The sequence below is a fragment of the Selenomonas sp. oral taxon 138 str. F0429 genome, from assembly GCF_000318175.2.
Lineage (GTDB): Bacteria > Bacillota > Negativicutes > Selenomonadales > Selenomonadaceae > Centipeda > Centipeda timonae.
Map to the genome: position 1 here is coordinate 37,310 of NZ_KB290935.1, position 23,100 is coordinate 60,409.

At 57.7% G+C, this 23,100-nt stretch carries 24 protein-coding genes and 2 pseudogenes; 9 read left to right on the top strand and 17 right to left on the bottom strand.

All coding sequences use genetic code 11. From position 1 onward, the window contains the following. Positions 1 to 54: 54 nt before the first annotated feature. A pseudogene (locus tag HMPREF9163_RS12370) lies at positions 55 to 522 on the top strand (class II aldolase/adducin family protein); the annotation flags it as partial. Between the two features lie 276 nt (positions 523 to 798). Next, positions 799 to 1,251: a DNA starvation/stationary phase protection protein gene (locus HMPREF9163_RS04610; protein ID WP_037346086.1), complete on the top strand. Its 453-nt coding sequence runs from the start codon at positions 799 to 801 to the stop codon at positions 1,249 to 1,251. A gap of 101 nt (positions 1,252 to 1,352) precedes the next feature. Here HMPREF9163_RS04610 and HMPREF9163_RS04615 read toward each other — a convergent pair whose 3' ends face one another. Next, entirely contained in the window at positions 1,353 to 2,045 is a 693-nt protein-coding gene (locus tag HMPREF9163_RS04615; protein WP_009440518.1) for an aspartate/glutamate racemase family protein, read from the bottom strand. Between the two features lie 321 nt (positions 2,046 to 2,366). Between HMPREF9163_RS04615 and HMPREF9163_RS04620 the strand changes: the two genes are divergently transcribed. Continuing rightward, on the top strand, positions 2,367 to 3,851 hold the full coding sequence (locus tag HMPREF9163_RS04620; protein ID WP_009440519.1) for a serine hydrolase: 1,485 nt from the start codon (positions 2,367 to 2,369) through the stop codon (positions 3,849 to 3,851). Between the two features lie 73 nt (positions 3,852 to 3,924). Here the strand turns inward: HMPREF9163_RS04620 and HMPREF9163_RS04625 are convergent, their stop codons facing one another. Both HMPREF9163_RS04625 and HMPREF9163_RS04630 read right to left on the bottom strand, forming a co-directional pair. Further along, positions 3,925 to 5,139 (bottom strand): MFS transporter, encoded by a 1,215-nt coding sequence (locus tag HMPREF9163_RS04625; protein ID WP_009440520.1) that lies wholly within the window; start codon positions 5,137 to 5,139, stop codon positions 3,925 to 3,927. Positions 5,140 to 5,199: 60 nt separating this feature from the next. Then, positions 5,200 to 6,222, bottom strand: a complete 1,023-nt coding sequence (locus HMPREF9163_RS04630; protein WP_009440521.1) for an AI-2E family transporter — start codon at positions 6,220 to 6,222, stop codon at positions 5,200 to 5,202. A gap of 136 nt (positions 6,223 to 6,358) precedes the next feature. Here HMPREF9163_RS04630 and HMPREF9163_RS04635 point away from each other — a divergent pair, with 136 nt between their 5' ends. After that, the gene (locus HMPREF9163_RS04635) at positions 6,359 to 6,619 is read left to right on the top strand and encodes a hypothetical protein (RefSeq protein ID WP_009440522.1); all 261 of its coding nucleotides are present in this window, start codon (positions 6,359 to 6,361) and stop codon (positions 6,617 to 6,619) included. Positions 6,620 to 6,634: 15 nt separating this feature from the next. Further along, positions 6,635 to 7,168 (top strand): DUF805 domain-containing protein, encoded by a 534-nt coding sequence (locus HMPREF9163_RS04640; RefSeq protein WP_037346088.1) that lies wholly within the window; start codon positions 6,635 to 6,637, stop codon positions 7,166 to 7,168. A gap of 97 nt (positions 7,169 to 7,265) precedes the next feature. On the opposite strand, the gene HMPREF9163_RS04645 is transcribed toward HMPREF9163_RS04640, so the two are convergent. From HMPREF9163_RS04645 to HMPREF9163_RS04685, 9 genes are all read right to left on the bottom strand, one after another. Beyond that, entirely contained in the window at positions 7,266 to 7,700 is a 435-nt protein-coding gene (locus tag HMPREF9163_RS04645) for a F0F1 ATP synthase subunit epsilon (protein WP_009440524.1), read from the bottom strand. 3 nt (positions 7,701 to 7,703) lie between these two features. After that, complete coding sequence (gene atpD / locus HMPREF9163_RS04650) at positions 7,704 to 9,116, bottom strand: F0F1 ATP synthase subunit beta (RefSeq protein ID WP_009440525.1); 1,413 nt, start codon at positions 9,114 to 9,116, stop codon at positions 7,704 to 7,706. Between the two features lie 42 nt (positions 9,117 to 9,158). After that, positions 9,159 to 10,010: an ATP synthase F1 subunit gamma gene (atpG, locus tag HMPREF9163_RS04655; protein ID WP_009440526.1), complete on the bottom strand. Its 852-nt coding sequence runs from the start codon at positions 10,008 to 10,010 to the stop codon at positions 9,159 to 9,161. A gap of 17 nt (positions 10,011 to 10,027) precedes the next feature. After that, on the bottom strand, positions 10,028 to 11,545 hold the full coding sequence (gene atpA / locus HMPREF9163_RS04660; RefSeq protein WP_009440527.1) for a F0F1 ATP synthase subunit alpha: 1,518 nt from the start codon (positions 11,543 to 11,545) through the stop codon (positions 10,028 to 10,030). A 17-nt stretch (positions 11,546 to 11,562) separates the two neighbouring features. Further along, on the bottom strand, positions 11,563 to 12,102 hold the full coding sequence (locus HMPREF9163_RS04665; RefSeq protein WP_009440528.1) for a F0F1 ATP synthase subunit delta: 540 nt from the start codon (positions 12,100 to 12,102) through the stop codon (positions 11,563 to 11,565). Further along, positions 12,096 to 12,620, bottom strand: a complete 525-nt coding sequence (atpF, locus tag HMPREF9163_RS04670; RefSeq protein WP_009440529.1) for a F0F1 ATP synthase subunit B — start codon at positions 12,618 to 12,620, stop codon at positions 12,096 to 12,098. The genes HMPREF9163_RS04665 and atpF overlap by 7 nt, the downstream gene beginning before the upstream one ends. A 38-nt stretch (positions 12,621 to 12,658) precedes the next feature. Then, positions 12,659 to 12,910 (bottom strand): F0F1 ATP synthase subunit C, encoded by a 252-nt coding sequence (atpE, locus tag HMPREF9163_RS04675; protein ID WP_006690454.1) that lies wholly within the window; start codon positions 12,908 to 12,910, stop codon positions 12,659 to 12,661. 72 nt (positions 12,911 to 12,982) lie between these two features. After that, positions 12,983 to 13,663: a F0F1 ATP synthase subunit A gene (gene atpB, locus HMPREF9163_RS04680; RefSeq protein ID WP_009440532.1), complete on the bottom strand. Its 681-nt coding sequence runs from the start codon at positions 13,661 to 13,663 to the stop codon at positions 12,983 to 12,985. 52 nt (positions 13,664 to 13,715) lie between these two features. Next, on the bottom strand, positions 13,716 to 14,099 hold the full coding sequence (locus tag HMPREF9163_RS04685; protein WP_037346093.1) for a hypothetical protein: 384 nt from the start codon (positions 14,097 to 14,099) through the stop codon (positions 13,716 to 13,718). Between the two features lie 363 nt (positions 14,100 to 14,462). Between HMPREF9163_RS04685 and HMPREF9163_RS04690 the strand changes: the two genes are divergently transcribed. Further along, positions 14,463 to 14,723, top strand: a complete 261-nt coding sequence (locus HMPREF9163_RS04690; RefSeq protein WP_009440534.1) for a hypothetical protein — start codon at positions 14,463 to 14,465, stop codon at positions 14,721 to 14,723. A 32-nt stretch (positions 14,724 to 14,755) separates the two neighbouring features. Here the strand turns inward: HMPREF9163_RS04690 and HMPREF9163_RS04695 are convergent, their stop codons facing one another. The 5 genes and pseudogenes from HMPREF9163_RS04695 to HMPREF9163_RS04715 form a co-directional block, all read right to left on the bottom strand. Beyond that, a complete protein-coding gene (locus HMPREF9163_RS04695; protein ID WP_009440535.1) occupies positions 14,756 to 15,013 on the bottom strand; it encodes a Txe/YoeB family addiction module toxin in 258 nt (85 codons plus the stop codon). Next, positions 15,006 to 15,278: a type II toxin-antitoxin system Phd/YefM family antitoxin gene (locus HMPREF9163_RS04700; RefSeq protein WP_009440536.1), complete on the bottom strand. Its 273-nt coding sequence runs from the start codon at positions 15,276 to 15,278 to the stop codon at positions 15,006 to 15,008. The genes HMPREF9163_RS04695 and HMPREF9163_RS04700 overlap by 8 nt, the downstream gene beginning before the upstream one ends. A gap of 106 nt (positions 15,279 to 15,384) precedes the next feature. Then, complete coding sequence (locus HMPREF9163_RS04705; protein WP_009440537.1) at positions 15,385 to 17,943, bottom strand: filamentous hemagglutinin N-terminal domain-containing protein; 2,559 nt, start codon at positions 17,941 to 17,943, stop codon at positions 15,385 to 15,387. A 68-nt stretch (positions 17,944 to 18,011) separates the two neighbouring features. Then, positions 18,012 to 19,073, bottom strand: a pseudogene (locus HMPREF9163_RS04710) (ShlB/FhaC/HecB family hemolysin secretion/activation protein); the annotation flags it as partial. Between the two features lie 128 nt (positions 19,074 to 19,201). After that, a complete protein-coding gene (locus HMPREF9163_RS04715) occupies positions 19,202 to 19,924 on the bottom strand; it encodes a DUF4198 domain-containing protein (protein ID WP_037346097.1) in 723 nt (240 codons plus the stop codon). A gap of 202 nt (positions 19,925 to 20,126) precedes the next feature. Here HMPREF9163_RS04715 and HMPREF9163_RS04720 point away from each other — a divergent pair, with 202 nt between their 5' ends. From HMPREF9163_RS04720 to HMPREF9163_RS04730, 3 genes are all read left to right on the top strand, one after another. Beyond that, positions 20,127 to 21,266: an LPP20 family lipoprotein gene (locus HMPREF9163_RS04720; protein WP_009440540.1), complete on the top strand. Its 1,140-nt coding sequence runs from the start codon at positions 20,127 to 20,129 to the stop codon at positions 21,264 to 21,266. 106 nt (positions 21,267 to 21,372) lie between these two features. Continuing rightward, complete coding sequence (locus HMPREF9163_RS04725) at positions 21,373 to 21,591, top strand: molybdopterin-binding protein (protein WP_009440541.1); 219 nt, start codon at positions 21,373 to 21,375, stop codon at positions 21,589 to 21,591. Positions 21,592 to 21,755: 164 nt separating this feature from the next. Further along, entirely contained in the window at positions 21,756 to 22,985 is a 1,230-nt protein-coding gene (locus tag HMPREF9163_RS04730; RefSeq protein WP_009440542.1) for an LL-diaminopimelate aminotransferase, read from the top strand. Positions 22,986 to 23,100: the final 115 nt, after the last annotated feature.

A 23,100-nucleotide genomic window follows, 5' to 3' on the forward strand; every position in this document is an offset into this window, starting at 1 on the left:
ATCTGCGATGTCTGTCACAAGATGTGGCAGCTCGGCTAGGTCGCCGCGAACGACGGAAACGTCACCGTCCTCCTGGACGACGACACCCTGCTCGCAACGCCGACCGGCATCAGCAAGAGCTTTATCACGCCGGAGAAACTCGTGCGCATCGACCGTGAGGGCAACATCCTTGAGGCAAACGAGGGCTATCGTCCCTCCTCAGAGATCAAGATGCACCTGCGCTGTTACAAGGATCGCGCAGACGTGCGCTCCGTCGTGCATGCACATCCGCCCACGGCGACCGGATTTGCCGTCGCGCACATACCGCTTGACCGCTACGACATGATCGAGACCGTCGTCTCGCTCGGCTCCATCCCCATCACGCCGATGATGGGCGCACTCGTCGACGGCGGCACCCTCTCCGGACTCGTCAGCGGCTTCACCCCTGATGTCGCCGCCATCCGCACTGCATTCTACCTCCCCGTCCTCTGCTTTGCCGTCGTGCTCCTTTACTCGCTCGCCTTCCGCAATGTGAAGGACTGATATACTGTAACGCAAAGCCTCCCCCGTACCGATGGGGGAGGGGGACCGCGTGAGCGGTGGTAGGGGCGCCTTGAGCGTCCGAGAAACGCTAACAAAGAGCTGTTACACGAGTCGAAACGACTTCGTGCACCAGTTCTTTTTTGATTTATGAACAAAATATTTAATAATAACTATTGACAAGAAAAAACTTCTGGGATATAATAGCACACGTAATGAGATATGAAACAGATACACAAGGTATCTGCAGTACAAAATTATGAAAGGGGATTTTTCACTATGTCACACGCAAATGATGCAAACCTTAACAACGCACTCAACGCCTACATCGCCAACATCGGCGTCGGCTACATCAAGCTGCACAACCTCCACTGGAACGTTGTCGGCTCGCAGTTCAAGGCCGTCCACGAGTACCTCGAGTCGCTCTATGATGCATTCGCGGACGTGCTCGACGAGACCGCAGAGCTGCTCAAGATGGCAGGCGCACAGCCGGTCGCGAGCCTCAAGGGCTACCTCGAAATTGCAACGATTAAGGAGCTCGGCGATGAGGCGGTCGATCAGAAGAAGGCACTCGAGATCACACTTGCTGATCTCGAACTCCTCCGCGATCAGGCACTTGAGATCCGCAAGGCTGCCAATGCACATGACTGCTTCGGCGTTGCGAACCTCATGGAGGATCACGTCACCAACTACGCAAAGCAGATCTGGTTCCTCCGCTCCATGCTTGCGTAATCACAGTCCATTCTTCCTTACTTCCCATATACACGAAACCGCCGCACGATTGTGCGGCGGTTTTTGTATGCGTGGTCGAAAATCGATCGGCAATCATCGCTTTATTTCATAATTTCCTCAATCAGGGCAACAATATGGATACGCATGGTGTCGAGGACGGGGACAGGCGACTCCATTCCCGCAAAGATAAGGGGAATCTCGGTGCAGCCAAGGATGACGGCCTCAATGCCGTCCTCGCGCGCCATACGTGCAGTGATCGTATGAAAGCCCTCCTGCGTCGCGGGTAGAATCTTCCCGAGTTCCACTTCACTCAGCAGCTTGTGCTCGATGTAGGTCTGCTCCTCCATGTGCGGCGTAACGATGGCAATATCCGCCTGATCGAAAACCTTTTGAAAGAAGCCGCCCGTCATCGTCCCGATTGAGCCGAGGAGGCCGACCTTTCGGTATCCCTGCGCTGCGGCACGGTCGCGCGTCACGTCAACGATGCTGACGAGAGGAATCGGCGACTCCCGCTCCAATTCGTCAAAGACGAGATGCGCCGTGTTGCAGGCCATCGCGGCGAAGTCCGCTCCGGCGGCGGTGACATTTCGAATGCTGCCAAGGAGATATGCGGCAAGCTCCTCCCGCTTCCCTGCTGACGCCATTGGCATGACTTCGAAACAGCTCAAGCTGTCAATGACCATCGGCGGGAAATACGGTTTGCCGACACGCTCCTGAACGCCGTAAAGGATATCGTGATAGTAGGGAATTGTGCTCTCTGGTCCGATGCCGCCGATGAGTCCGAGTTTTCGCATGGCAGTCTTCCTCCTCTTGCATTTTCCTCGTACAAAAAAAGACGTAGTATTGCGCATGGATATAGAATACGCCATAGATACAAAGATTTCCTGCAAACATATACCTAAAAGTTCGAATTTATCATTTTTTCCAATAGTTTTATAGGTAAATATATATTGTCATTTTTTGTGTTTTACGAAAAAGTATACAGAATTCTTTTGCAAATCACTTCGTTTTAGGCATAAAGTCCATTGTACGATAGATCGCTTTTATTTTATAATCAATATTGCAATTCTTCCGTGAAGTCAGCGCGGATCTTATTTGTACGAAAGGAGTCTCCTATGCGAAACAGAACTTACACGCTGCGCCGTCTTTCACTCGTACTCGGCGTGACGCTTGTCTTGGGCGCGCCCGCAGCCTTTGCCGCCTCGAACAACGCCCCCGCCGCACCCGCACCGCTCCCCGCCTCACATAAGATGCAGACATTCCCCATGACCGTGGGCAGCGCCGCCCTCTCCCCCGCCGCAGAGGCACAGTTGACGAAGCGTCTGGATGCGATGCTCGGCGATACGGGGACGCAGGTTCCGGGTCTCGGCGTTGTGCTCTATCGAAATGGGCAGGAAGTCTACAGTCACTTTGCGGGCAGCCGTCGCTTTCTTACGCAGGACGGAACTGCGGCAGAGCCGATCACGCGTGACACGCGCTTTCGCATTGCCTCCGTGTCGAAGCAGTTCACGATCTTCACGCTGATGCAGCTGGTTGAGGCGGGCAAACTCAGTCTCGACGACGATGTGAGTGATTACCTAGGCTTTCCCCTGCGCAACCCCGCACACCCAAACACACCGATTACAGTGCGGATGCTTGCAAGCCACACATCCTCGCTGCGCGACGGCAAGGTCTACAGCATCCCGCCCTCGGTCAGCGTGCGCGAGTTTTTCACACCCGAGGGACGCTACTACGAAAACGGCGATCACTTCGCGCCTGCAGAGGAGGCACCCGGCAGCTACTTCTGCTACGCGAACATCAACTATGGTCTCCTTGGCACAATCATCGAGAAGGTCACAGGCGAGCGCTTTGATCTCTACCAGAAGGAACATATCCTGAAGCAGCTGAACACGAAGGCGGACTACGTGCCCGGAAACCTCGCCAAAAAGGACTTTGCGAAGCTCGGCACGATCTATCAAAAGAAAGACGAGAACGGCAGCTGGGACGAGCACGGTCCTTGGTACGGAAAGGCGGACGACTACGGCGGCAGGCAGCCGAAGAAGGAGTCCATCTACCTGCAAAACCCGTACGCCGAGGACATTCAAGGCTGGTTCTCGCTCAAGGGCTATGTCCCCGGCACGAATGCGACAATGCTCTCCCCACAGGGCGGGCTGCGCATCTCCTACGAGGAACTGACACACTGCCTCGAGATGCTGATGAACGGCGGCAACTACCGCGGGCAGCAGATCCTGTCCCCCACCTCGATCGCGGAGATGCTGCGCCCCCAGTGGCAGTACGATCCGATGCTGAAAAACGGGAGTACGGCAGGCGGCACGCTGCTCTCCTATGGCCTTGGCGAGGTACAAATCGCGGGCGGCAGCACATCGCGCGTCAACCGCACACACGAGATCGATCTCGTCGGCCATAACGGCGAGGCGTTCGGTCTCCTCTCCGGCGTATTCTTCCGCCCGGGGACAAAGGACGGCTTCGTCTACATCATGAACGGCGAAGCTGTTGCCGAGGACGATGATCCGCGCAGCGCGGGACAGTTCAGCGGCAACTATATCTGGGAGGAGGAGATCATGGACGCGCTGACCGAGGCATTGCTCTCGAAAAACTAACGGAAACGAAAATGGGGTTGTTGTACGTTGATGTTCGTACAACAATCCCATTTTTACTTGGATGCAGCCACTGTCATTTCAATTCTGCCCTGTGCTGCGTCTCCTTCATAAAGAACGCAACGACGACAAGCACGGCTTCGAAGGCGACGACGATGATATCGAGTGCCGCCGCATGGCCAAGTGTGCTCGTCAGGAAGCCCATCAAGGGGCCTGAGAAGAACGAGAGGAAGTAGCTCGATGCGCCGACAATGCCCGTTGCAAGACCGATCTGCTGCCGGCTCACGCCGTCCTGTGCAATCGTATAGCCGAGCACGTAGATCGCATGGAGTCCGATGCCCATGACTGCGCCGACGACGTAGAGGAGCGGCGAGTTTTGCGGCATGACGTGGAAGATGAGCAGCGCACAGAGGGCATTGAGCGCAGCGAGGAAGAGCACCGTTGGCCTCCGTCCGAAGCGATCGGCGAAGAACCCCAGGAGGACACCGCTGAGTCCTCCGATGCCGTAGATCGCGCCGAAAAACTGCCCCGCCTCCGTCGCACTGAACCCCTTGTACGTCATGAAGAGATACGGCCCCATCGACGCGAATCCCCAGTACGGGATGATGTTCAAAATCTGAATCAGCACGGCAAGCCAGACAACTTTATTGAAGCCGACGGTGCGCACCGCCTCGACCAGATGAAGCTGCTTGACATCCTTGGACGTGTCCGTGTACTTTGACTTGAACCCCACGATGAGCAGGAGTCCGAAAACAACCGTCACAGCCCCCATGTACTGAAGCCCGATGCTCCACTCGCCCGTAGTCTCAAGGCTCCACCCGTAGTAGGCAGGGCCGACATATGCGCCGATCGAGTAAAACGTCATCATAAGGCCGTTGAGCATCGCCCGCGCTGCGGGGAAGATCGAGCCGGCCACCGAGTACATGACAATGTTCCAGCAGCCCTCTGTGACACCGAACATAAAGCGCCAAAACGCCGCGCTGATGAAGTTCGATGAGGTCGTCACGAGCGCCGTCATGCATCCGAGGCCGACCATGCTCATGACAAGCAGCCGCTTGCGTCCGAAGCGGTCTGCTAGATAGCCTGCGGGAATGTCAATGAGTGCCTGCCCAAGCGTAAAGATCGTGCTGATCGTACCGAGCTGAACAGCGGTCAGCGAAATGCTCGCCGCAACCGCCTTGAGCCCGACACCGAACGACAGACGGTTCGCCGAATAAAAGGCGTAGCCGAGTGCCAGCAGGAACAGCTGAAACCATACGATCTTCGGAATCTCAGAGAATTTCTTTTTCATTGCATCTGCTTCTTTCTGTATGAATTGTTATTGCAAAGCCGGCGGCTTTCCCACATCGGGTCACTCCTCCTCCGCACTCTGCATCTCCCTGCGGTCGCGGTAGATGTCGGTGATCACAATCTTGATGATGACGATGAAGGGAACGGCGAGGAACATGCCCGCCGCGCCGAGGATTTCGCCGCCGAAGACGACACCGAGGATGACGGCGACGGGGTGGAGGTGGAGGCTTTTGCCGACGAGGGCGGGATAGACGATGTTGTGGTTGACCTGCGTAAGCGCGACGTAGAAGAGTGCAGTCTGCACGGTGAGTTCGCGCATTGCTGAGGCGGTCATGAGCGTGCCGAGGGTCGAGGCGACGGTGGGTCCCAGCACGGGGACAAACTCGCTGACGCCCGACAGCAGGGCAAAGACCGAGGCATACGGCAGCCCCATCAGTTTGAAATAAGCGAAGACGACAACGCCCGTGATAACACACATGACAATCTGACTACAAATGTAGGCGCGCAGTGCGATGAGCAGGGTGTCAAAGAGGCGGAGGACACGCCGCCGCGCGGTGTGCGGAAAGAGATCCGCGAGCCAGAGTTTGATCGTGAGACCATCCTTCAGAAGATAGAACGATACGAAAATGATGATGACAAAGTCGATGACCTTCCCGAATGCAACAAGGAGAAAGGAGAGCGAGGCGCGCAGCAGCTCTGCGCCGACGCTGCGTAGACGGTCGAGGATGTTCACGAACTCATCTTGGACGAAGTCGGTGTCCGAGAGAAAGGGAAGCTGCTGCAGGCTCTGACCGATGGTCGGCAGCTCCGCGACGAACTGCTGAAAGGATGGAAGGACGGAGCGCGAGATGATGCTCGCGAGTGCGGCGAGCACGAGGATGAAGGCGATGATGGCGATTGCCGACGCAATCGAGCGCGGCATCCGTCGTGCCTCCATGAAGTCCACAGCGGGCTTTAGGAGGAGCTGCAGGAGCAGTGAGAGGAAGATGATGAACGCAAAGTCCTGATAGAACCAGAACGTTGAGAGCAGGAGCGTAAACGTGACGGCAAGAATGATGGACGTGCGGTAGTTGGCAAGATTCATAGATGCCTCCTTTCTGTGGACGGTATGGGGTTCATCATAGCATATTCAGTGTGCTCCGTCTATAATACTTCTGTCTCATTGAATCTATTGACCGAAAACACGGTCTGACGTATACTTTCTATAAGGAGGCGTCATTATGAAACACTACTACAGCACCATTGACGGCATTGTCACGACGTTTTCGGATATTCACTGCTCTGCCCCAAAAGGTGAGAGCATTCTCGTACACATGGAGAGCGCGCAGGAACACGGCTTTGAGACGGCGGAGTTCCTGCTTCCGAGCATTGTCTGCACGAAGTACAGAGGCTTCACCGAGGACGAGTGTGCGAAGCTGACCGAATTTGTACGGAATAACAGTTTATCGGTGATTCCTAATAGATATACAATTGAGGCATGAAGGAGTCGATGGAAAATGTTCTGCAAAGATTGCGGAAATCCTGTTGAGGACGGCGCAAAGTATTGTCGGGCGTGCGGCTCAGCGATTGCCACACCTGAGGTGCACACACAAATGAGCGGCACTCCGCGCAAACCGGACGAGGGCATTATAGAGAATTTTTTCAAGCTTCATGGGCGTTTGAATCGAAAGAGATTTATCAAGAGATCATTTGCGTTAGCGGGTCTGGCGTTCCCTTGCTTTTTCTTGCTTTTTGCCGTGCTCGATGACACGAAGCCATTTGAAGTTCTGTCAATGGTAACCGCATTTGTTTTCCAGATCGCGAATTATTGTATCGCTGCCCGCCGTTTGGAAGACATGGGGCATGGCCCGGGTGCGGCACGCCTCATTTTAATTGTTGGTATCATATCTCTCCCGATTGATGATGAGCATGTCCTTCGGATTTTGTCGTATGTACAGTCCGGTTTTTGGTTCTACTGTGCGGTAAAGAAAGGTACTGCGGGAAAAAATCAATACGGCGAAGATCCCCTGCAGCAAGGAGCAAGCTCATAGTTTTTGAGCATCAGAACATGGATGAAATTGCAATCATTCGACAGCAACGCACAAAAACGCCCCAACCAATGCGGTTGGGGCGTTTCCATTCCAAGTCTTACGCTCCGGGCGTCTGTGCCTTTGCGGTCTGCAGACGCGCTGCGGCGCGCTTAAGAGCGAGGGAGGCACGCTGTTCGTCGATGATGCTTCCCTCTGTCTCAGGGCTCTCGCGCAGGAGACGCAGGCGTTCCTGTGCGCGCTCGTAGGCACGCTGTGCGCGGTTGATGTCGATGTCGATCGGCTCCTCCGCAGCGGTTGCGAGAACGGTGATCTTCTCGGGTGTGACCTCCATGAAGCCGCCCGCCACAGCGATGAGCTGTTCCTTGGCGTCGACATGAATCTTCATGGCATGCGGCTGAAGTCCCGTGACGAGGGGGATGTGCTTCGGCAGGATGCCGATCTCGCCGCCCGTGGAGCGGGCGATGAGCATGTCGATATCGGCGGCGTAGACCATGCGGTCGGGAGATACAATCTCCAGCTTGATGGTCGCCATCCGTTACTCCTCCTCTTTGAGCTTCTTCGCCTTTTCGATCGCCTCTTCGATGCCGCCGACCATGTAGAAGGCAGCCTCGGGAAGTTCGTCGTACTTGCCGTCGAGGATCTCGCGGAAGCCGCGGATCGTGTCCTTCAGTGCAACGTACTTACCGGGCGATCCCGTAAAGACCTCTGCGACCGCGAACGGCTGCGAGAGGAAACGCTGGATCTTGCGCGCACGCGAGACGGTCAGCTTATCCTCGTCGGAGAGTTCCTCCATGCCGAGGATGGCGATGATGTCCTGCAGCTCCTTGTACTTCTGGAGCACCGCCTGTACACCGCGCGCGACCTCGTAGTGCTCCTGCCCGATGACGTGCGGGTCGAGGATACGCGAGGTTGAGTCGAGCGGATCGACGGCGGGGTAGATGCCGAGCTCGGCGATCTGACGCGAGAGAACCGTGGTCGCATCCAGATGGGTGAACGTCGCAGCCGGTGCGGGGTCGGTCAGGTCGTCCGCAGGGACGTAGACCGCCTGAACGGATGTGATCGAGCCCTTCTTCGTCGTGGTGATACGCTCCTGCAGTGCGCCGACGTCGGTCGTCAGCGTCGGCTGGTAGCCAACGGCGGACGGCATACGTCCGAGCAGAGCCGAGACCTCGGAACCGGCCTGGATGAAGCGGAAGATGTTGTCAACGAAGAGCAGCACGTCCTGACCCTGCACGTCGCGGAAGTACTCCGCCATCGTCAGACCCGTCAGTGCCACGCGCATACGCGCTCCGGGCGGCTCGTTCATCTGACCGTAGACGAGCGCGGTCTTGTCGATAACGCCCGACTCGGTCATCTCCGACCAGAGGTCATTGCCCTCACGCGTACGCTCGCCGACACCCGCAAAGACGGAGTAGCCGCCGTGCTCGGTCGCGATGTTGTGGATGAGCTCCATGATGAGAACGGTCTTGCCGACGCCTGCGCCGCCGAAGAGTCCGATCTTTCCGCCGCGCGAGTACGGAGCGATCAGATCGACGACCTTGATGCCCGTCTCGAGGATCTGGGTCGATGTCTCCTGATCGTCGAACTTCGGTGCGGGACGGTGAATCGGCCAGCTCTCCTTGTTGCCGACGGGCTCGGGGTTGTGGTCAACCGGCTCGCCGAGGACGTTGAAGACGCGTCCGAGGGTCGCCTCGCCGACGGGCACCTTGATCGGTGCGCCCGTATCGTCGGCCTCCATGCCGCGCATCAGGCCGTCGGTGGAGCTCATGGCGATGCAGCGCGTGACGCTGTCGCCGAGATGCTGCATGACCTCGACCGTGAGATTGATCTCCTGGTCGGCTGCCTTGCCCGTGACCTTGATGGCGTTCAGAATCTCCGGCAGTTCGCCCGCCGGAAACTCAATATCTACGACAGGTCCAATGACCTGTACGACTTTACCTTTTGCCAATGGAAAACCTCCTTACCTCCATGTACCCATTGTGCATGGATGTCACTTGAGTGCCTCGGCGCCGCCGACAATCTCGTTGATCTCGTTCGTGATGCCCGCCTGACGTACCTTGTTGTAGAAGAGGTCGAGCTTCCCGATGAGTTCGCCTGCGTTGTCGGTCGCGTTGCTCATTGCGTTCATGCGTGAACTCAGTTCGCTCGCCGCCGACTGGAGGAGCGCCGCATAGATGGTGGTGAACAGGTACTGCGGCAGCAGCGCCCCGAGCACCTCCTCGGCATTCGGCTCATAGATGTACTGTGCCTGCGCGTGCGCCGCGTTTTCGCTCTCTGCCTCAAAGGGGAGGAGCTTTACGATCTCGGGCACGCAGGTGATCGCCGACACAAAGCGTGTGTAGACCATGTAGACTTCTTTCACGCCGCCCTCTTCAAACGCGCTGATGAGAACCCGTGCCAGCTTCTGCGCATTGCGCGCCTTCGGGCGCTCACTGATGCCGACATGCTGGTGCACGATATCAAAGCCGCGGTTCTTGAAGAAATCGCGTGACTTGCGCCCAACCGCGACGATCTGCGTGTTCGCCTTGTCCTCGACGAGCGTCATCGCCGTCTTGAGAGCATTGCTGGAATACGCACCCGCGAGGCCTTTGTCCGCCGCCATCACGAGGATCAGACGCTTGCCCTCACTGTGCTTTTCGAGCAGCGGATGCGAGACACCGCTTGCCGCCGCCGCCACGCTCCGAATGACCGCAGCGGTCTTCTCGGCGTAGGGACGGTTGTTGTTCGCCGCTTCCTTGGCACGGCGCAGACGCGAGGTCGCGACCATGTCCATGGCGTTTGTGATCTGCTGGATGCTCTTGACGCTGCGGATGCGCCGACGGATGTCCTGTAAATTTGCCATATACAGTCACCTCTCCTTTACGCTTCTTTGTAGGAGATGGTGTCCTTGAACTCCGCAATCGCCTTCGTGATGTCCGCCTCAAGCGCATCGTCGAGCTTCTGCTGCGACGTGATCGCCGACGCGATCTCGGGATGCGAGGAACGCATAAACTTGAGGAAGTCCGTGTGGAACGTGACGACCTTGTTCACGGGGATGTCCGTGAGGTGTCCGCGCACCGCCGTGAAGATGACAAGCACCTGCTCGGCAACGGAGAGCGGGCTGTACTGCGCCTGCTTCAGCGTCTCGACCATGCGTGCGCCGCGGTCGAGCTGCGCCTTCGTCGCCTTGTCGAGATCCGAGCCGAACTGCGCGAATGCCGCGAGCTCGCGGTACTGCGCCAGATCGAGACGCATCGTGCCTGCGACCTGCTTCATCGCCTTGATCTGCGCCGAACCTCCGACACGGGAGACCGAGAGACCGACGCTGATCGCCGGGCGGATGCCCGAGTAGAACGAGTCGGTGTCCAGCATGATCTGACCGTCGGTAATCGAGATGACGTTTGTCGGAATGTACGCCGAGAGATCGCCCGCGAGCGTCTCGATGATCGGCAGTGCCGTGATGGAGCCTGCACCGAGTGCGTCGGAGAGCTTCGCCGCGCGCTCGAGGAGGCGGGAGTGTAAGTAGAACACGTCTCCGGGGTATGCCTCGCGTCCGGGCGGACGGCGGAGCAGCAGCGACATTGCGCGGTACGCAGCCGCGTGCTTGGAGAGATCATCATAGACGCAGAGCGCATGACCGCCCTTGTACATGAAGTACTCCGCCATCGCAACGCCCGCATACGGTGCGAGGTACTGCAGCGGTGCGCTGTCCGCAGCCGTTGCGGCAACGACGATGGTGTACTCCATCGCACCGCCGTCCTCGAGCGTCTTGACGACGCGCGCGACCGTCGATGCCTTCTGACCGATGGCGACGTAGACGCAGATACAGTTCTGCCCCTTCTGGTTCAGAATCGTATCGACGGCGATTGCCGTCTTGCCCGTGCCGCGGTCGCCGATGATGAGCTCGCGCTGTCCGCGTCCAATCGGGACGAGCGCGTCGATTGCCTTCAGACCCGTCTGCAGCGGCTCGTGAACGCTCTTGCGGTCCGCAATGCCCGGTGCCGGCGACTCGACCGGACGGAACTCCTTCGTGTCGATGGGTCCCTTGCCGTCGATCGGACGACCGAGCGCGTCCACAACGCGGCCGATCATCGCCTCACCCACGGGCACCTGCATGATGCGGCCCGTGCGCTTCACCGTGTCGCCTTCCTTGATGACCGTATCGCCGCCGAGCAGAACCGCGCCGACGCTCTCCTGCTCGAGGTTCAGCACGAGCCCGTAGACCTCGTTGCCGAAGTCCAGCAGCTCGCCTGCCATCGCCTTGTCGAGCCCGTAGATATGGGCAATACCGTCGCCGACCTCAAGAACCGTGCCGACGTCGTTGACGTTCAGATCGACATCATAGTTCTTGATTCGTTCCTTGATAATGGAAGTAATCTCTTCCGGATTCATTTTCATATTTCGCTGTCACCCCGCTAGTTCGCCATTAACTCTGCCGTCATTGCTGCGAGACGTCCCTTGATGCTGCCGTCGATGCGGCGGTCGCCGATGCGCACCACCACGCCGCCGATGAGCGAGGGATCGCGGTGCTCGCGTAGAGTTACCTGCTTGCCCGTGACGCTCTCGAGCTTTGCCGTCAGCTCCTGCAGCTGTGCGGGTGCGAGAGGCTCCACCGTCGTGACATCCGCCACGGCGATGCCAAGCTTCTCGTTCGAGAGCTGTCCGAAAATCGCGCTGATCGCGTCGAACACCATCATGCGCCGCTTGTCGATGAGCAGCAGGAGGAAGTTCAGCACCGTCTCGCGCACACCGCCCTCGAACACCTCCTTCAGGAGGGACTTCTTGTCCTCCGGCTGGATGTTCGGGTTGCAGAGATACGCCTTCAGCTCCGGGCAGTCGTGATAGAGCTGCTGCACCTTCGCGAGATCCGCGCCGTATTCCTGCAGTGCATTGTCCTCGCAGGCAAGTTCAAAGATCGCGCGTGCGTACTTGCGTGCAAGTTCCATGTTCAGCATGGCGCATCACCAATCTTGTTTGCGTCGAGTTTTGCGATAAACTCGCCAATGATGGCATCGTTGTCCTTCGCCTCCAGATTCTTCTGGATGATCTTGCCCGCCGCAGCGAGCGACAGGGCGACAACCTCAGCCTTCAGCTGCTCAACCGCATGGGCGCGCTCGCGCTCCATCTGCAGCTCTGCAGCCCTCTTCATCTGCTCGATCTCATGCTTCGTCGCCTGCAGTCTTGCCTCACGATCCTCGCTGGCGCGCTTCTCGGCGAGATCAACAATCTCCTGTGCCTTTGTGCGCGCGGCAGCGAGCTGTGCCTTGTACTCGTTCAGCATCGCCTCGGCAGCAGCCGCATCTGCGTCCGCCTTTTCGATGCTCTCGGCGATCTTGGCTCTGCGCTCATCCATCATGCGGACGATCGGCTTATACGCCACTGCGCGCAGGAGTGCAACGAGAATCAGGAAGTTGATGATTTGGACAGGCAGCGTCCCGTTGAGATCAATCAGCCCTTGCGTAATTTCGCTCAATTCCTATGCCCCCTTTGCAAAATCCGTATCCATTCTTCTTAGTGAATCAGCGGATTTGCATAGAGCATGATGATGCCGAAAACGACGCCGATGATGGCAAGCGCCTCGATCAGACCGACCGAGATCAGCGTACGCGTAAAGAGAACGCCGCCCGCCTCCGGCTGACGTGCCAGACCCTCGATGAAGCGGCCCGTGACAAGACCGTCACCGATGCCCGCGCCGATCGCGGCAAGACCAAAGCAGAGACCCGCACCGATAAGAGCGCCTGCGACCATGATTGCGTTTTCCATGAAAAGATCCTCCTTAAACAATTGAACAAAATCTTGGATGGTGTGCGTTTGCCGCACGTAAAACCTTAAAAATCAGTGACCGTCATCGGTCTTAATGGCAGCGCCGATGTACGCCGTCGAGAGCATCGTAAAGACCAGCGCCTGCACAATGCCGACGAATACACTGAACGCCAGCCAGATCACCGAGGGGATGGTGGAGCCATTCCCGAGAAGCTGCAGCAGGATGTGAATGAGAATCTCACCTGCCAGAATGTTGCCGAATAGACGAAACGACAGCGTGATCGGTTTCGCGACCTCCTCGACAATGTTGATGATGATGAACGGTGCGACCGGCTGGAAGAAATGCGCCACATAGTGCATCCCCTTCACCGCAAGCCCCAGCACGTGCATCATGACAATGACCAGCAGAGCCAGTCCCAATGTGGTGTTCAGATCGTTTGTCGGCGATGCCATCGTCGGAATCAGACCGATCCAATTCGACACGAGGAGGAACAGGAACAGCGACACGATGAACGTGGACAGGAATCCACGCCCGCGCGGGCCCATATTCTCCTCGACCTGGTCATGCAGTGCCTCGATCACCGTCTCCATCATCATCTGCCAGTTCGATGTCGGCACAACCCTGAGGTTGCGCGTTGCGAGCCAGCCGATGAAGAGGACGACGACCATCGAAATCCACGTCATCACCAGAGTCTGCGAATTGAAGGTAAATCCGGCGATCTGCACTGCCTCGCGAACACCGATTTCGTGCATAACCTCTACCTCCCTCGGGGGGTCTCCCCCAGTTACCTGTCGAAACCGCCTTTCAGCGATTCCGTCTATCGGCGCGTATCGTCCGCACGATCAGCTGCACCATCATGATCGCGTGCATCAGGAGGAATCCTCCCACTGCCGCGAAGAAATCGTGCACGCCCACTGTCGTCGCCGCCCATAGAACGGCACCAATCAGCACGAGCATCAGTACAAGCCCCACCTGCACCTGCGACGTTCCCGCCGCACCCAGCCGCGCCGCACGCATGAGGCGCTGCGCCAGCTGCCAGAAATACAGCGCCGCAGCCGCCGCCCCTGCTGCGACTCCACCCATGAGTGTGATCTCACCCGCAGCGAGCAGGGCGATCCCACCGATGAGCACAGCCGCCGCAAACGCATACACGATCTGCCGCCGATACACCGATAAAACGACTTTCATATTCCTCCTCCGACAGTCCCGCGGCGTAAGAAACGCAAGAAAACCGCCCCTGCACCATCTTGGGCGCAGAGCCTTACGCCGGTCGCCGTCTTCGTTGAATATCAGTACCCTTAACAACATTCGACGAAAAAATCCTTTTTCCTTCCACAACTGTATACATAAGTGAAAAGTTTTTTGAAATTTTCCGTCAATATCATAAGGACGGGCTATGAAAAAGCCATGAAGCGATTCATACCCCTTATCGCATATTATACGGGCTTCTTGCATTTTCCGCAACATCATTTTAATTATCCGAGGTATTTTATTATTGTATTGGACGATAGGCTCTGCTAGAATAGGCAAAATACAGAAAGGAGGCGCAGCATGACCATCGAAGGCGCCGTCATCATCGAGAAGGGCGTGACCTTTGCCGTCATCCACGTCGCGCCCGAAGTAACGCGCTACACCATCAAATCCACACAGACACGCCGCGCCCTCATGCGCTTCTTCCCCGGCATGCCGATCATCCTCATGAGCCTCACGCAGGACGGAAAGCCTCAATATTATGGACGCAAAGACATTGCAGACTTTCTCAGCAGTATCCGCCTAAACCAGATCCCGTGGAAGAAATATCATATTGTGTGAAAAGCGCGGAGCCTCATCCCATGGCTCCGCGCTTACTCATAATGCCCCTTGCAGGCGGCAATATAGATATTTTTCTCGTCGAACGTATAGATCAGCCGATCCTTTTGCGTAATGCGACGGCTCCAATAGCCCGCGAGCACATGGCGCAGCTGCTCCGGCTTGCCTAGCCCATCGTGACCGTTGCGCTCAATATCCGTCAGCAGCTCGTGAATCTTGCGCGCCACCTTGCGATCCTCCTGTACCCACTCCATGAAGTCCCGCCACGCATTCTCCGAGAACACCTTATTCATCGGAGAGGCGCTCCAGTTCTGCCGTATCCTTCATCACCGTGCGCCCCGCGCGCAGCTGCTCAATCCCCTCGACAATATGCGCATAGTTGCGGCGGTCACTCGTCAGGAAGACATTCTCCATCAGATTGTTATAGCTCTCCAGGCTCATCAAAACAACATTCTCCTCATTGCGCCGTGTCACAACAATCGTCTCCGCATCACGCGTCGCAGCGTCACAATACGTCTTCAGATTACTGCGCAACGCCGAGAAATTCACCGCCACCATACAATCACATCCTTTCGCATTCATTGTACCAGAAGTCGTACAGATGTCAACACAAAGAAGCGGCCGCACGATGCGACCGCTTCTTTTTCGTCAGAACAAACCGTTATTACGCGAAGGAGACGACGTCCTCCGCCTCAGTTTCATCTGGATAGACCGGAGTGGCGGATGCCGTTACGACCGCACTGACAGCCTCATCCACTGCGCTGGAAACAGTGTTGTCCTGCCCTGCCTTTGCCTCCTGCACGGGTGCATAGGCGTTCAGCACTGCAACCTGCAGCTCCGTCTTCTCCGCGTCCGTCAGGGTACTGCTCTCGGCAATTGCCTGCACGACACCGACCACGACACCTGCCGTCTGGCGGCGTGATGTCGCTGCGTTCTCATTCAGCTTTGCAATGGTCTCGGTCAGCACTTCGCTGCGTGCCTCCTGCGTCGCCTCCGTAAGTGCAATCTGCGCCTTTGCATTGCCCTCGGCAATATTCGCCTGATCGTCCTCCGAGAGCGTCGGTGTTTCGGGGTTCACGGGCGGTGCGGGCGGCTGCGGCACGGGTGGAGCGGGTTTGTCCGCTCCCTGCTCTATAAACTCCGTGGACTCCGTACCCGCGAGCTTCACATGGGAGGACGCATCACGTAGCAGAGATGCGGCCGAGCTGTCCGTACGCGTAACGATGGCAGCAGGGTTGACATTGAGCTCCGATGTCGCTGTAATCGCGCTCTCCTTCCATACACCGATCTTGCCCGCACCGAGATTCAGATTGTATGCGGCAACCTCTGATTTCCACAGACCGAGTTCGTTGTCCTTTGTAACGGTTACTTTGACCTCTTGATCACCGCGCCCCGAATAAACACGGTCAAACGAAGATCCTGCATAAAGATCCGTCCACGAATTTGCCCCAAGATTGCTGTCCTCGATGGTCACCTTGCCGCCGAAGATTCTTGTCCCGTCGTAGTCCACACCCGTAGGATGCGTCACCGTGACATTCTTCAGATGGACGACGTTGTCAACGCCTGCTGTCTTGTGCTCATGGGCGCGATTGCCGACATCCGTGTCGCCATCATCGCGATCCTGCGTGAACGCATAGAGATTAAACCCGCCTGTTGCGATTGTGCTGTTCTTGAGGCTGACACTGCCGCCATCCGCATAGAACTCTCGCTTGGTGTGAACGTCCAACCCATCCGCCTGCAAGGTATTCGCAGCACTCGTCTCGGCTTTCCCCCAGTAGCTCCTCCAATCTGTCGCCGTCTGGTCGTAGTCGAACTTGCTGAATGCACTCAGCGAGAACTCCGTCCTTGTCCCGTGCAGCTTAGCACGGTCTGCATTGACGGTATACCCCACGACACCGAACGATGCTTTCCCATCAGTCTCATGCTTCACCATTCCGTGGAACGTGAGATCATTGCCCCGTGTGCCACGATAGGTAAGCAGCTCGTTCCCATGATCATCACCGTGTTGCCGCTTAAAGCGGTTGCCCGCAATCATGATAACTTCTGCTTCATGACCCGCGTCGCTTTCCATCCGAATTGTTGCATCATCCGCGACGGTGATCTTGCCTCCGTAGATCGTGCCCTGATTCGTCGTTAGCATGCTGTTTACGATATTGATGGTGCGGTCGGGCGCACTTTTATCATCCATCACTGCACCATTCCCGGTTGATCGATAGCTCGCGACAGCTTCCATCCCGAGTCGATAGACATCAGCCGTGCTGTTCTTGACATCAATGACGCCGCCGCCAAGCTGCAAGGACTTGCCCTCTGCCGTGACACCATCCAAGGAGACTTTATTTGCTGCCGTCACGTCCGCAGTGAAGACATCCTTCGCATCATCTGTATCACGTTCATCCGCATTGAACTTCGATGCAGCGTAGATGGTTGTCTCCGCTTCCTCACCGAGGAACTTCGCTCCCGTTGCAGAGACTGTTGCACCGCCGATCTCGGTCTCTCTGCGGTTGCCACCAAGCATATTGACCTTGCCGTTAAAGACGACATCGTTGCCCGCATTGTGGACGAGTTCCTCGGTGAGATCCTCGCCGTCCTTCAGTGTCCATGCCGCTGAGTTCGCCGCCTTAATCTGGAGCATCGGCTCATTCGTTCCGCCAACAACTCCCATATTGAAAACGACACCGTCTGCAACGCTCACCTTGCCGCCGAAGATATCGAGTTGGTTACTGACGTTGAACTCCGCGTTCCCATCAATGGTAATAGGAGCCTCACCATTTTGCCGTAGGACGCGCTCCGTGTTGTTCGCCTTGACAATGCCAAGCGCAGAGAGTGTCATATCCGAAACATTCAGCACAGCGTTCCCGCCGATATGAATGCCGTTCGGGTTGACGAGCACGAGATCTCCGCCACCCGTCTGATTCATTGTGCCGAGGATGTCGGAAAGCTGTGATCCTGTCACATTGTTGACGAGGGTCTTGTTACTCGCGATGTTGAAAGTCAGCGTCTCACCGTTTGCGATGTTGAATGCCTGCCAGTTGATCTGACCGTCGTTCGTCGCCGTGATGGTTGCGTTGTTCGCAACGGCATCCCATGTGCCTCCGCTGAGGGTAATGTCAGGGTTGCCGCCCACGACTTCGCCGCCCGTCGGCATGGCGAGTGCGGAGCTGGTGAGTGCGAGTGTGATGAGTGCCGCAAGGCTGCTGCGGCGCATTTTCTTCCGAAGATTCATTCCGTTCCTTCCTTTCGTTCCTTCAAGATGAATTTCTGCCTTCGCTTCCCCTAATCGGGAGCACGCCCTTAGAAGTTCACACTCGCCGTCAGGTTCCAATGACGGCTGTTCTGCCCATTGAGGTTCACCTTGTCCGCGTCGCGCAGAATCCGTGCGTAGTCGAGCGCGAGCGAGAACTGCCCGTCGCTGTAGCGCACGCCAAGTCCTGCGCTCGCAATGCTCTCGCTGCCAAAGATCAGGTTGCGGTTCCTGTCGCTGCGGTTGTTCGAGAGATGTGCATAGTCCGTGAAGGCAAGGAGTCGCGTGTGCTTCATGATCTCCGGCGTGTAGATCTCGATGCTGCCGACAAATCCCTTGTCCGCGCCGATCGCACGCTCGTCAAATCCGCGCACGCTCATCTGTCCGCCCGCACCGATCTGCTCGGCGGGGACGATGTGATCCTTCGTGTACTGTCCACTCAGGCGTACGGCGCCGATCCAGTCGCCCGCCGTGCGCGCCTGATAGTTCACGCCTGCGCGCAGGAGTTTGAACTGGCGATTTGACCCCGGCGATACGCGCTCATAGTCTGCCGCATCCCCATTGATATTCGTTGCAACGCCCACGTTGTACGAGAAGACGCTGTTCGGTTTGCGCTCGCTGTGCAGGTAGGTCGCCGAAGCGAGGATGACGCGGTAGTTGTTTTCGAACTTGATCGGCGTCCCGCCAAAGCTGAACCCGTAGTCGCTCTCCGTGCTGCGGTAGCCAATCCCGAAGTCAAGGATATCCTTGTTCCGCGAGGTGTAGGAGAGGAAACGCTGATAGTGCAGGTCGACGTTCGTGCTCTTGCCTCCGATATTGAGATCATAGAGGCTCGTGCCCGTGGGATAGTTGTCGATGCCTGTGCGTCCATGACTAACGCTGACCGAGATCGCGCCGTTCCACTCCGGCATGAGTTTCCGATAGGAGAGTGCCCCGACCTTCACGTCGCCGAAATGCCCCGGCGAGGTGACGAATGCCGCGCCAAACGTGTCCGCATTGCCGGAGATATTCGTATTGAGGTAGGTGAGCGATGTGCGCCAGTCGCCCGTGTACTCCGAACCCGTGTTGCTGACGGAGAGACGGACATGCTCGCTCTTCTCCTCCTTCACACGGACGGTGACGCGGTAGCTCCCGTCTCCTGCGGGGCTGAACTCCGTGCCGAGGTGGTTACGATGTGAAAATACGCATACAAAAAGCGCAGCGACGCGAGCCGCTGCGCTTTTCTATGTTCGATACTATTTTACTCTGCCGGGATGATGAACGAGAGGGAGCTGAAGATCTTCTTCGTCACGATCGGATCGTCCGTCGGGAAGCCGACCTCGACGCCGATGACGTTGAGGCCGTTGTTCGCGATGCGCACGGTAACATAGCCGTTCGCATCGGCCTGCGTTTCATTCGTGAGGTCGCCGAGCACATCCGCGATCACGGGTGCATTCGCATACGGCGCGCCATCCTTGTAGATGCGCAGCTGCAGCGTGTCGCCGCGCCGCAGCGTCAGCGGATTCACCTCGGGCACAATCTGGATCGGCACATTGTAGATGCCCGCCGGCTTCACAGCCTCGTTCCAGTAGTGCACATTGTACTTGTAAGCATAGGTCACGGCCTTGAGATTCTCGATGCCCGAGAAATCACGTGTCGGGATCACCTTGCCGTCCGTCGTCTTAGCGAAATAGCCGTAGTCAAAGAACGTCGCCGTCACGCCGAGATCCTCGCCCGGCACGATCGTGATGTTCTTTTCCCCGTCGACACGCTCCACCGTCGTCGGCTGGAAATTCACGTCGTAGGCGTCGATGCGCTGCACACACGCCGGGTCATACGCATTGTCAAGCGGACCTTCGCCGAGCACGAGAGCCTTCGTGTCGACACGGTTCGCAAAGAAAACACCGTGTGCGTCTGCCGGTGCTGCATACATACCGAGCCCCATCGCCGCACCAAGCGCCGCTGCCAAGAGTTTTTTCTTCATTACATATCCTCCCATCAAAAACAACTGAATGCGCGGGCGTATTCCCGCCACTTCGCTCATTATAGTATAAATAATTCCTATTTGCAATAAGACAAATCATTTTCATCGCTTCTGTCTCACTAAATTTTAATCAAATTCTTATGCTGCTCTATCTTTTTTTTGAGATATTCAATAAATAAGCACACTTAAAGGAGGAATATTTATGCAGATTTTAAAATCCATTGCTCTTGCTGTGCTCATGCTCGCGCTCACGATTGGCACGCAGAATGTCAGTGCAGCGCCAGCTCAGTGGGACGGCGGCAAAATCCGTGTCGAGGGGCTTGGCATCGCCCCTGCGGATGCGCGCGGCTCACAGGCAGAGGCACTGGCACGCCGCGCCGCACTCAGCGACGCCTATCGCCAGCTCGCCGAGCAGATCAACGGCGTGAATGTCGATGCCGTGAACACGGTCGAAAACATGACACTCATGAACACGACCGTCCGCACGCATGTCACTGCACTCATCCAGGGCGCGCAGATCATTGACGAAAGTGCACGCCGCGACGGTTCGTACGTTGTCACCATGGAGATTCCTGTCTACGGCACCGGCTCCCTCGCAAGCACTGTCTTCACGCGCATTGAGACTCGTGCACCATGGGCAGCGCCCGAGAGCGTCTATGCTCCCTACACGCCGGTTCCCTATGATACAACAGGATACGGCACCTATGAGCGCACACAGAATCAAACCTCCTCCTCCCCCATCCTGCAGGCCGCCATGGCAGCAGGCTCCACCGCTGCAGTGACCGTTCCCTCCGCGCAGACAACGCCTGCGATCACGACGACGCCGACGCGCCCGGCACATCCCGCGGCAGTGGTGACCACGCCGACAGCACCGACAACGCCTCCAGCAGTGGTGACACCGACGGCTCCGACGACGCCCCCTGCGGCAGTGGCAGTGACACCCGCCGCCCCGCTCACGCCTGCTGCACCGACGGCAACCACACCTTCTGCTGAGATCGTCCCCAAGGGGCAGGCAGTTGGCGGCTACACGGGCGTCATCATCGACTGCACGGGACTCGGACTGCGCCCTGCCATGAGCCCTGTCATCAAGGCGGAGAACGGGCAGCCCATCTACGGCTACAAGAACCTCGACGTTGACAAGGTCGTCGCAAGCGGCATGGCTTCCTACGCACACAGCGATGCAGAGGCCACGCGTGCGGGCGCGAATCCGCTGCGTCTGCGCGCTGTCTCCGTCGATCACAATGCGAACCCCGTCCTCTCGGCGGGCGATGCGAACCGCCTCCTCCTCGAGAACAGTGCGAGCGGCTTCCTCGACGCGACCAACGTGGTGTTCCTGCGCTGAGAACAGCCTTCTGAAAACCCTGCGAAATTTGTGATATTTATCACGAGTTTTTCAGGGTTTTTGTGTTATACTATATAAGTTACTACAAAACAAGGGAGGGAAACATATGAAACTCAGTGCACGCAATCAGCTCAAGGGCAAGGTTGTCTCCATCGAGAAGGGTGCTGTCAACGGCATCGTCGGCATCGAGCTGAAGGGCGGCGACGTCGTCACGGCGACGATCAGCTTGAACTCCATCAACGAGCTCGGTCTTGAGGTCGGCAAGGAGGCGTACGCGGTCATCAAGGCAACGTCCGTCATGGTCGGCGTCGATCACCATCACTAAAGCAATAGTCGCCCCGTGCGGCACACATCCCTCGTCCGCGGCAGCGCTGCAGGCGGGGGATTTTTCGCGCCCGGCTCATGTATTCAGCGGCATGCCTCCCCTTTCGCTGCAAAAACGTGGTATACTGAACCAGCACATCAAAACAGACGGAACAGAGGAACTCTATGGCAAACATCAACGAGAACTATCTGAAACTCCCCGGCAGCTACCTCTTCGCCGAGATTGCACACCGCGTCGCTGCCTATAAAGAGGCACACGCGGATGCGGATATCATCCGTCTCGGCATCGGCGACGTCACCCTGCCGCTGCCCCGCGTCTCGATCGACGCCATGCACCGTGCCGTCGACGAGATGGCAGAGCCCGCAACCTTTCGCGGGTATGGCCCCGAGCAGGGCTATGATTTCCTGATCGAGGCGATACGCGAGACGAACTATCGGCGGCGCGGCATCTCCATTGACGCCGACGAGATCTTCGTCAGCGACGGCTCCAAGAGCGACTGCGGCAACATCCAGGAGATCTTCGGCACGGACTGCCGCGTTGCCGTCACCGACCCCGTCTACCCCGTCTACCTCGACACGAACGTGATGGCGGGACGGACGGGTGCGCTCGGTGCGGACGGTCGGTTTGCGGGCGTCACCTATCTCCCCTGCACGGCGGAGAACAACTTTACCCCCACGCTTCCCACGGAGCGCGTCGATATGATCTACCTCTGCTGCCCCAACAACCCGACGGGCACAACGCTCTCGCGCGCGGCGCTCACCGACTGGGTCGCCTATGCGCGGAAGAACGACGCCGTCATCCTCTTTGACGCCGCCTACGCCGCCTACATCACCGAGGAGGATGTGCCGCGCTCCATCTACGAGATCGACGGGGCAAAGGAGGTCGCCATCGAGTTCCGCTCCTTCTCCAAGACGGCCGGCTTTACGGGCACGCGCTGCGGCTACACCGTCGTCCCGAAGGCACTCACGGGACGCGCCGCCGACGGGACGCGCCATCCGTTCAACGCGCTCTGGAACCGCCGTCATACGACGAAGTTCAACGGCACGGCGTACATCATCCAACGCGCCGCCGCCGCCATCTACACGGAGGAGGGTCAGCGGGAGATCAGGGACATGATCGCCTACTACATGGAGAATGCGCGCATGATCCGAGGGGGGCTCTCCGCCGTCGGCATTGAGGCATACGGCGGCATCAACGCGCCGTACATCTGGCTGCGGACGCCAGATGGCATGCGCTCGTGGGATTTCTTCGACAAGCTCCTCCACGAGGCGCACATCGTCGGCACGCCCGGCACGGGCTTCGGTCCCTGCGGCGAGGGCTACTTCCGCCTCACCGCCTTCAACAGTCACGAGAATACAGCGCGTGCCGTCGCACGCTTCGCACAGCTGAAATAAGTCCGCGAAGAGAAAAACAGGGCTGCTGCACGAGTCAAAATGACTTCGTGCAGCAGTCCTTTGTTCGTGTTGGTGCGGAAAGCGCCCCTTCCACCGCTTCGCGGTTCCCCTCCCC